General features: G+C 36.8%; 8 protein-coding genes and 1 pseudogene. 3 read left to right on the top strand and 6 right to left on the bottom strand.

Annotated elements, in window-relative coordinates; genetic code table 11:
* Positions 1-55 precede the first annotated feature (55 nt).
* The 5 genes from AACQ83_RS03210 to AACQ83_RS03190 all read right to left on the bottom strand — a co-directional run bounded on the left by AACQ83_RS03210 (position 56) and on the right by AACQ83_RS03190 (position 5,584).
* Positions 56-1,081 carry an aminotransferase class I/II-fold pyridoxal phosphate-dependent enzyme gene (locus tag AACQ83_RS03210; RefSeq protein WP_112876103.1) on the bottom strand — a complete coding sequence of 342 codons (1,026 nt, stop codon included), beginning with the start codon at positions 1,079-1,081 and terminating at the stop codon, positions 56-58.
* 214 nt (positions 1,082-1,295) lie between these two features.
* Positions 1,296-2,744 carry an FAD/NAD(P)-binding protein gene (locus AACQ83_RS03205; RefSeq protein ID WP_112876104.1) on the bottom strand — a complete coding sequence of 483 codons (1,449 nt, stop codon included), beginning with the start codon at positions 2,742-2,744 and terminating at the stop codon, positions 1,296-1,298.
* A 33-nt stretch (positions 2,745-2,777) separates the two neighbouring features.
* A complete protein-coding gene (locus AACQ83_RS03200) occupies positions 2,778-3,560 on the bottom strand; it encodes an alpha/beta fold hydrolase (RefSeq protein WP_112876105.1) in 783 nt (260 codons plus the stop codon).
* Between the two features lie 28 nt (positions 3,561-3,588).
* Positions 3,589-4,755, bottom strand: a complete 1,167-nt coding sequence (locus AACQ83_RS03195) for an acyltransferase family protein (RefSeq protein WP_112876106.1) — start codon at positions 4,753-4,755, stop codon at positions 3,589-3,591.
* Between the two features lie 25 nt (positions 4,756-4,780).
* Positions 4,781-5,584 (bottom strand): class I SAM-dependent methyltransferase, encoded by an 804-nt coding sequence (locus AACQ83_RS03190; protein WP_158537746.1) that lies wholly within the window; start codon positions 5,582-5,584, stop codon positions 4,781-4,783.
* A 401-nt stretch (positions 5,585-5,985) separates the two neighbouring features.
* On the opposite strand from AACQ83_RS03190, the pseudogene AACQ83_RS03185 reads away from it, so the two are divergent.
* The 3 genes and pseudogenes from AACQ83_RS03185 (at position 5,986) to AACQ83_RS03175 (ending at position 7,554) form a co-directional block, all read left to right on the top strand.
* Positions 5,986-7,011: pseudogene (locus AACQ83_RS03185) on the top strand (IS630 family transposase).
* A 6-nt stretch (positions 7,012-7,017) separates the two neighbouring features.
* Positions 7,018-7,425 carry a 5'-nucleotidase C-terminal domain-containing protein gene (locus tag AACQ83_RS03180; RefSeq protein WP_112876108.1) on the top strand — a complete coding sequence of 136 codons (408 nt, stop codon included), beginning with the start codon at positions 7,018-7,020 and terminating at the stop codon, positions 7,423-7,425.
* A gap of 3 nt (positions 7,426-7,428) precedes the next feature.
* Positions 7,429-7,554 carry a hypothetical protein gene (locus AACQ83_RS03175; protein ID WP_255566831.1) on the top strand — a complete coding sequence of 42 codons (126 nt, stop codon included), beginning with the start codon at positions 7,429-7,431 and terminating at the stop codon, positions 7,552-7,554.
* A 116-nt stretch (positions 7,555-7,670) separates the two neighbouring features.
* Here AACQ83_RS03175 and yiaY read toward each other — a convergent pair whose 3' ends face one another.
* Positions 7,671-8,822 carry an L-threonine dehydrogenase gene (yiaY, locus tag AACQ83_RS03170; RefSeq protein ID WP_112876109.1) on the bottom strand — a complete coding sequence of 384 codons (1,152 nt, stop codon included), beginning with the start codon at positions 8,820-8,822 and terminating at the stop codon, positions 7,671-7,673.
* Positions 8,823-9,092: the final 270 nt, after the last annotated feature.

Here is a 9,092-nt window from a genome sequence, read left to right as displayed (position 1 = left end):
GTGACAAACTGACGTCCAGTATGAATAGAAGGTTCCCGTTTTCGAATGAATAAGGTCATAAAAGATCTGCGCTTAAAAGAAGTACGCAGATCTTAACGGATAACACGCGCCTTTTGCGACACCCTCGCACTGGGCGAGGGTTTACGGCGGGTCTTGCTAAAGTGATTCTAACGCCTTCATCAGGGTACACTTTAGCTATAATATTTTCATTCCTTAAAAGTTTTTCAAGTAAAGCTGTTTTCTTAGGCTCATGAATCCATAGGAAATTTGTTTGACTGTGTAGTACATTCCAACCTTGGTTACGAAGATAACTGAATATTCTCCGGCGTTCAGATGCTATATATCTAACTCTATACATTAGTTCTTCTGTTGCTTCCAATGATGCTAAAGCCGCAGCATTTGATAAAGAATTAACTGAAAAGGGTAATTGTAAACTGTTTACTCTATAAGCAATATCAGGGTGGGCAATACCATAACCAATTCTCATGCCAGCTAATCCATAGGCTTTTGAAAAAGAACGGATAACAATGAGATTAGGAAATTTTTCTATCCAACGTACCGAAACAGGTAGAGGGAAGTCAGTTACATATTCTATATAGGCTTCATCTAATATGATGAAAGTTCTCTTAGGGATCCTAGTTATAAAGGAATATAAAATGTCGGATTGAATAAACTCTCCTGTAGGATTATGTGGATTGCATAATATGATAACATCAGTCTGCTTTGCTTTATTTATTAGAGCGTCAAGATCTTGGGTTCCGTCTTGTCGAAGTGGAATTGTAGAAGTATACGCTCCCACTATGTTAGATATTAAAGGGTAAGCTTCAAAGTTTCTCCACGAATAGGTAATGTTGAAATTAGCTTTGGATAGTGTTTGTAATGATGTTAATGCAATGCCAGCAGCCCCGGCACCAATCATGATCATGTCAGAAGGCACTCCAAGCTTAAGTGATAAGTTGTTTCTGAGTGACTCGGGAAACAATTCTAGATAACGGTTTATTTTATCCAGCTCTATACTTATGCTTTCGATTATATTAGGTAACGGCATAAATGGGTTTTCATTTTGGAATAAATGATGCATGTTCCACTCTATTTTATAATTACATGAAAAAGTTATCTTCTGAATTGCTTAACATTATCTTTTTTCTAAAAATAGTGTCTTCAATAGGTAAACAACATAGAGATAAATATATTTTTTAAAATAAGTTAATCTATGCTAAATATACTCTGACTGAGAAATAACGCTAACTAATATCAAAGCCAAAATTGAATACCGTGTTGTCTCATGTTTATTATTAATTTTTTATATTATCCTTTAACCACTTACCTAAACTTTTTGCCTGTTGAATGGCTGGATAGATTGCATTGACTAACGGGATACTGCTATGAGAGCTTATTCCTAACAACCAGATATTTTCAAAAACCTGTTTTCTTGAATGATATACCCTAAAATTTTTATCTAAATAAGGTTCTGCCATAGGCTCTAAAGTTACAGTATTTAAATCTAAGCTACTATTTGAAAGAGAGTATTTCGGATATTCTCTACCAGTTGCAAAAATAATGGTTTCGTATTGACATTTTTCATTTCCCCATTCGACTTCCCACTGTGCATTATCGTTTAAGTTGACAATTACAGGTACCCCCTGATGCAAATGAATTTTCTCTGCCTTTAATGCTTCTAATAACTTTTTGGCATTTTCAAGAGAACATGCTCCCATATACCGTGAGATAATATTATTACATGAATGCAGAGCTTTTTGTTGCGTGATACTATCTTTTCCAGCCATCAACTCATTGATAATATCAATAAGTTCAACCATAATATCTTGCCAATAGATATTGCCTTTTCTTGCTAACTGAACCTCCTCTTCTAGCCTTTCAATTGGATTGCTTTTTTTTGAAATCTGTAAAGATAGAGGCAAGTCAGTTAATTTTGAAATGGCTTTTATGACAACCTTTGTAATACTCTGGGGTAATTTATTACTTTTAAAATCAAGCTTAGCTACTTCATCAATATCAATTAGTTCAGCTTCAGCAGGAAGAGTATGAGTTCTTACAGCAGGTAGTTCTCCAGAAGGAGAAGCCATCGTCACCCGATGATTTTCTTCAGCTAGCGTAATAGCTGTTTCTATTGCGCTAAGTTTTGTACCTATAATTAAAACCTGGGATTCCGGTGACACTAGGGTAGTAATATTTTTAACAGGATACGGAGAAGTAAAAATTCCTTGATGGTTAGCAAATTCTTTTGCAAATTCTGGAATGATACTGCGTGAGTAACCGGTACATACAATAACGGCATCTGCGGTTATGATATTTTCACCCGCAGAATAGATACAATATTTCCTCTCATTGGATATCAATTCAATTCTGGTTGCATGTCGCCGTATGTATATTGTTTTGACGCCGTTAGCTTCTGCATTCTTTGAATATTCTTTAAACCTAGTTTTGACATATTCAGAAACTAACCTTCGGGGAACAAAATCTTTGGGTTCTATCTGCATACCTCTATCATTTAAGAATGAAGTAAAGTCATGTAAATTCTCTGGTACTACGCTAATACTTCCTGCTGATGTATTACAAATCATATCTGGTTCTGCTGAGTCAAATGCCTCACTTTCACCAATTGAAGTTGGGGCTATTATGTAAATATTTTCAGCAATATTGTAGCAAATTAATGAAATATAGGCGGCGACGCCTGTTATGCCGCCGCCTATAATAGCTATATTACGAATTGAATCTTTCATGAGAATCGCCAATAGGTATTATATTTTAGTTTTTTATAGAAAATTTTTTACACAAGCTACCCAATCTTTCGGGTTTTCTATCTGTACGGCGTGACCACTCATAATTTCAGCATATTTGCTACCCTTTATACTCTGATGAACCCTCTCGACTTGATAAAGAGGAATGAGAGTATCAAATGTCAAACCTATGACTAATGTAGGTTTATCTATATGGGATAACAAATCGCAGATATCTATATCTAATCCAAGCTTAATTCTTTTATCAATATCTTTTGCTGAGGGTTTATTACAAATTTGTTTTATTTTTTCATCTCCCAAAGACATAAGAAATTCAGGGCTCAATACATGTGAAAGGCTAAATGCCATAGCATTATCAGGGCTATTCATTTCTAGTTTTAACCAAGTCTGAAAGATAAATTGATGCCGAGGATCTTGACTGGTTGCCCACGGTGCTGTTAATACCAGCTTCCTTACCAACTCAGGATATCGGGCAGCAACAACGGCCGCAACGACCGCGCCTATTGAGGTACCTACTATATCAACAGGGGCTTTTGAACTGTCTTTGATTATCTCTGCAACTTGCTCTGCTAATCTTTCAACGGTTATTTCTCCCTGCGGGAGAGTGGATTTGCCACATCCTGCATAGTCAGGGATGATAACGGTTCTTTCCTCGCTGAATTCACTCACTATATGACCAAAGCTGCTCTCGCCGTCACTATTGGTGCCATGCAAAAAGAGAATCCCGGTCCCCTCCCCTTTAGTATAGTAATGGACGACAGAATGGGGTAATTTGATAATTTTGCTATTTTTAATCATAGTTACTCTCCATAAACCTAATTAATTATCATTCAGCTGCTATAATGGATGAAGTGCGTTCTTTCCGATCTGACCTTACCTTCTTCATAGCTGGCTTTTCTATAAAATAATATAATAATGAAGCAAGGATAAGAGAAATCAATGCTGCAATTAACAGTAACAGTATAGATTCAACTGTATCAAAGCTTCTCTTTTCCCCCAAGAATTTATGACCATACATCAGAACAAGTCGATGTACTAGATAAAAAGCAAAAGACATTTCTCCCAGAAGGATCATTATCTTACACTTTAATAGTGTATTCTTGCCTCGTAGATCGGCAACAGCAAACGAAGCAATCAATATCGCAATAGGTACAATTGTGGTAGCGGCATATCGATATAGTTCTGGCATATATAAAGAAACAGAATATCCTATCAAGAATAATATAATAGTGTAAGTTTTTTCGTGCCATACCCAATCACCATTTTTAACTAATTGAGAAAGAAGTATTCCTAATATGAACTCTAGCATCCTGGTTAGAGGGAAGAGATATGTAAACCAATAAGAATATATTGGTGCATTTCTCCAAGGTAATAGTTGAGTTTTTGGTAATAGATTGGCGATCAATGGAATAGCCATAATCAACAAAATAACAAATATGGCCACCCACCATAGATTATTATTTTGTAGTTTCTTTATTAATTTGTACCAAAAAGGGAAAGTCAAATAAAATAACATTTCACAAGATAATGACCAACTGACACCATTCAAGCTGATAAAAACATAAGGATCAGGAAACCAAGTATGGACAAGTAAGATATTAGGTATTAATCCAGAAGTTGTTTCTCCTCCTGGCAGCAAAGGACCTGACCACATTATTAATAGCAAAGCCAATAATAAAGTCACCAAGTGATTTGGATATATTTTCATTACTCGTCTTATCCAAAAATTTATCAAAGAATCACGTGGTTTCGAGGACCAACCCAATACAAAACCACTCAAACAAAAGAAGAACGAAACACCAACAAAACCTGCATTGCTGAACAGCCATAAAAAATTTTCTGACACTTGTCGGTTACTGAAGATATGTTCAGCCGACGAATGATAAAGAAAGACTAATATGGCTGCGAAAAAACGCAGCCCAGTAAGAGACGGTAATTGTGGAATTTGAGAAATATCTGATTTCACCTCTCGTTGGACATCTATAGTCTTCATTTTCCGCCTCAATAATTAGATATTTTTATTTAGTGGCAACAGCAATTAAATAAAGGGATTTCTCCTCGTATCGACTTCCATCCCAATCACCATAAAATACAACTTCTGAAAAACCTGCGTTGTAGCATATATCAGCAAATTCTTCAGTTGTATAAATTCTGACATCGTATGGAGTTAAGGATCTTTCTTTGCTATCTTTATCTAATAAACTCCATAATCCCTCTTCACGTCGTGTAATAGGATTTAACCTGCGTCGTGACACCAAAGTACTACCAGATCGTAAAGTGCGTCTTTCTTCTAATGGTATTCTCCCATCGCCAAAAGCGGGTATCGTAACCATAGTGTGCATCAAGAATTTTCCACCTGGCCGTAATATTCTGCAAAATTCTTTAACCACTTCGCTGTTTTCTTCATTTGAAAAGAAACCAAACGAGTAAAACATATTAATAATCGCATCTACCGGGCCAATGGTAGGAAGTTTTCTCATATCACTATGTAAGAAATTGACGTTAATATTATTTTTCTCAGCATGCTCTCGAGACAGAGATAAGAATCGGCTATTGATATCAATGCCAGTAACATTGATTCCTTTCTTTGCAATTGCAACACTGTGTCGTCCATAACTACTTGGACAGTCTATTAAACTCGCACCTATATTAAGAGAACACAGGTTAATCACACCTTGAGCTTCTTTTTCTGTTCGTGATGTCAGTTCATTATTTCCTTCGAAAAAGGTTTCATATGAATCATCTGCTTCTTTATATATATCTCCAAAGAAGCCAGCATTTTCATGCCACCAAGGGAGCTCATTATCTTGTGTTTTATTCATTGACTTACCTTTTGTCATCAAAGTTATATTTCATATTGAATGAAAATATCAAATTCTCTATTCTACCATTAAAAGGGGGGATTATACTTAACCTAAAATAATTTATTTCATTTGTTGACTATTTCTCACGTAGAGGTTTTTTTATTGGAGGAAATCATAATAACATAGAGTATATTTTTTAAATTTAATTCTAGTCACTTAATCTTAACTCTGAATAAAAAATTGAACTAAATACTTGCTCCAATATAAAAATTTTCAACCAATAAAAACCCATTCTATTTGGAAAACATATTTGTACTATATTAGTATAAAATGGCACTGGGATAACATCAAAAGTGGTATATACCCGTAATCATTGAAGATGCTTGATTTTATCCGAAATGGAGATCATTATCCTCGCTATGAAAATATTTATTACATCAGAACAAAAAATCAAACTTGAACGTCTTCACGACACCACTCGTGATGGTCAGGTACGAGACAGAATAAAAGCTATCCTTCTGGCTTCTGAAGGGTGGAGTTCTGTAATGATAGCCCAGGCATTGCGACTCCATCAGACCACGGTTGACCGCCACATCAGTGATTACCTTAATCAAGGTAAACTTAAATCTGATAATGGGGGGTCTGATAGTTTGCTTTCTCGACAGCAAACTGATTTTTTAATCAATCACTTATCTCAACATCTTTTCCATCACACCCATGAAATCGTGACCTATGTTGCTCAGCTCTGGAATATGACCTTTAGCATTCCCGGCATGAATAAATGGCTACACCGTCAGGGTTTTTCTTATAAAAAACCTTGTGGCATCCCTCATAAATTCGACGCAGAAAAACAGCGACAATTTATTGAATATTATGAAGCTCTTAAAGTTACAGCGAAAGACGAACCCATCCTCTTTCTTGACGCGGTTCACCCGACTCAAGGCACTAAACTCGGTTATGGCTGGATGCGAAAAGGCGAGAAAAAAACAGTCAAAACAACGGGAAGCCGAACTCGCCTGAATCTATTGGGCGCACTCAACCTGAATGCCATTGGTCGTACGGTGTTCCAGGAATATCAAACCCTCAATGACTACAACGTTTGCTGTTTTTTCAATGAAATAAGAAAGTCCTATCCTGACTATCATCAAAAAATTCATCTTATTGTGGATGGGGCGGGTTATAACAAAGCTCATCTTGTGAAGGAGTGGGCTTATGTTAACAATATTGAGTGACATTACCTTCCGCCATACAGCCCAAATTTAAACCCGATAGAGCGATTATGGAAGGTCATGAATGAACATGTTCGAAATAACCGTTATTTCGCTGATAAACATGAATTTCGAGACAAAGTATTCAAATTTTTCACCACAACGCTACCTGATATAGCGGACTCGCTGATGTCTAGAATTAACGACCATTTTCAGGTGCTAAAAACTGCATCTTGAAGTTTCTTGGGTATATACGCTGTTCAGCCATTCTCTAATGTATTATTAACCAAGACACTAACGGGTGAACAAATTAAACGTCTGCTGGAACAACAATGGGATCGTCCACGTTCGCAAATTTTGGCGGTTTCTAATGGTTTTGAATATCACTGGGATAGCGCCAAACCGGTAGATGATCGTGTTATTACTCGCTCAATGAAAATCAACGGTAAGCCCATTGAATTAAATGGAAAATACCGTGTGGTTGCTAATGAATTTCTGGCAACAGGGAGAAATAACTTCTCTGTGTTTAACGAGGGTATTGATCCCGTATATAGCGTGCCAGATGTTGATGCTGTAATGAAATATTTCGCTGAAAAATCTCCCATTGCTTATCCTAAACAAGATCGCATCGTTAATGTGAACGAAGAATAATTAATGACTTATTCAGATCAATCCGGTAACCGGATGGTACTTTTTTGGGTCACTTTAAGTATCGGGGATCTATTTAGTCAATCGTCCATTGAAACCCGTAACGTGCTACGAGGTCGCCTGACAATATAAACATTGTGCACGAAAAATGACTATCAGACGACGTATACATCTACGTCGCCTTTTATTGACTGCTCCCCGCCCAATTGGGCATAGGTATCTACACGAATGAAATGAAAGCTGACAAATCACATGGCCGCTTTAAAGATCGAAACAATTTCTTCATGGGTAGCTTGAGTGGGATTAGTCAAACAACATATATCTTTCAAGGCATTAGTTGCCAACATGGGTAAATCTTCCAGTTTGACATTCAATTCCGCTAAACCCGACGGAATACCAATATCTTTTAACAATTTACGAATTTCAGCAATACATGCCTCAGCCCCTTGCTGATCATTCATAGCGCTTACATCTACCCCCATCGCAGCGGCAATATCTTTCAAACGACCCGAAACTGCTTTAGCGTTGAACTCTTGAACGTGTGGTAATAAAACAGCATTACATACACCGTGTGGTAAATCATAAGTACCACCCAATTGGTGAGACATGGCGTGAACATACCCCAGTAATGCACTATTAAACGCCATCCCCGCCAAGAATTGTGCATAGGCCATGTTTTCACGTGCTTCTATATTGCTCCCATCTGCGACTGCCTGGCGTAAAGAGTGACTAATCATCGAGATTGCTTTCAGTGCACAAGCATCCGTTATTGGATTAGCCCCGACAGAAACATAAGCTTCAACCGCATGAGTCATTGCATCCATTCCAGTTGCGGCGGTTAACCCTTTCGGCATTCCAACCATTAATTCTGGATCGTTCACAGACAAAACAGGTGTTATTTTCTTATCAGCAATGGCCATTTTAATATGGCTCTCAGTATCGGTAATGACACAAAAACGTGACATTTCTGACGCAGTACCCGCAGTAGTATTAACTGAGATTAATGGCAAATGCGGTTTAGATGAACGACCAATACCTACATAATCCCGGATATCTCCCCCATTAGCAGCGACCAACACAATAGCTTTTGCACAATCATGTGGCGAACCACCCCCTAAAGAAATAACGCAATCGCTATTATGCTGACGCAGAATATCCAAACCTTCCTCAACGTTAACTGTCGTCGGATTCGGATTGGTACCATCATAAACCGTACTCTCAATATCAACATCAGATAATAGAGATTGAACTTTTGCCACTACTCCAATTTCATTTAAAACATGATCCGTCACAATCAATGCTCGCTTGTAACCATCACCTTTCATCGCATTTACCGCTTCAACCAAACAACCGGCACCAAACATATTTACCGATGTCATAAAAAAAGTTGTAGTCATCATTGATAATTCCTTATATTAAAATAGTTCTAGAATGAAAATATATAAAAAGTAAAATTTGAAAAATCACCTAATGGAACTAAAAATCATTATCTTACAACAAACATAAATAATAGCTCTATTTAAACCACACAATTCAAAAAATATAAATATATCTCGGTAGAGTTAGATAATGCTTATTAAAATAGATATTTGATAATTTTCCATCTTGGTAATATATGCCATTGGCAATATAATAAATACAATAATCGAGAAGATTAATATACCCGTCAT

The sequence above is a fragment of the Photorhabdus sp. S10-54 genome (assembly GCF_963878145.1).
Taxonomy (GTDB): domain Bacteria; phylum Pseudomonadota; class Gammaproteobacteria; order Enterobacterales; family Enterobacteriaceae; genus Photorhabdus; species Photorhabdus kayaii.
Note: the sequence above shows the minus strand (reverse complement) of the source record. Positions and strands in the feature narration are given on the sequence as shown.

What these genes read in the sequence shown, in the direction of transcription:
- AACQ83_RS03200 (WP_112876105.1), bottom strand. Translation starts at nt 3,560, where the DNA reads ATGATTAAAAATAGCAAAATTATCAAATTACCCCATTCTGTCGTCCAT.
- AACQ83_RS03205 (WP_112876104.1), bottom strand. Translation starts at nt 2,744, where the DNA reads ATGAAAGATTCAATTCGTAATATAGCTATTATAGGCGGCGGCATAACA.
- AACQ83_RS03195 (WP_112876106.1), bottom strand. Translation starts at nt 4,755, where the DNA reads ATGAAGACTATAGATGTCCAACGAGAGGTGAAATCAGATATTTCTCAA.
- yiaY (WP_112876109.1), bottom strand. Translation starts at nt 8,822, where the DNA reads ATGATGACTACAACTTTTTTTATGACATCGGTAAATATGTTTGGTGCC.
- AACQ83_RS03190 (WP_158537746.1), bottom strand. Translation starts at nt 5,584, where the DNA reads ATGAATAAAACACAAGATAATGAGCTCCCTTGGTGGCATGAAAATGCT.
- AACQ83_RS03210 (WP_112876103.1), bottom strand. Translation starts at nt 1,081, where the DNA reads ATGCATCATTTATTCCAAAATGAAAACCCATTTATGCCGTTACCTAAT.
- AACQ83_RS03175 (WP_255566831.1), top strand. Translation starts at nt 7,429, where the DNA reads ATGACTTATTCAGATCAATCCGGTAACCGGATGGTACTTTTTTGGGTC.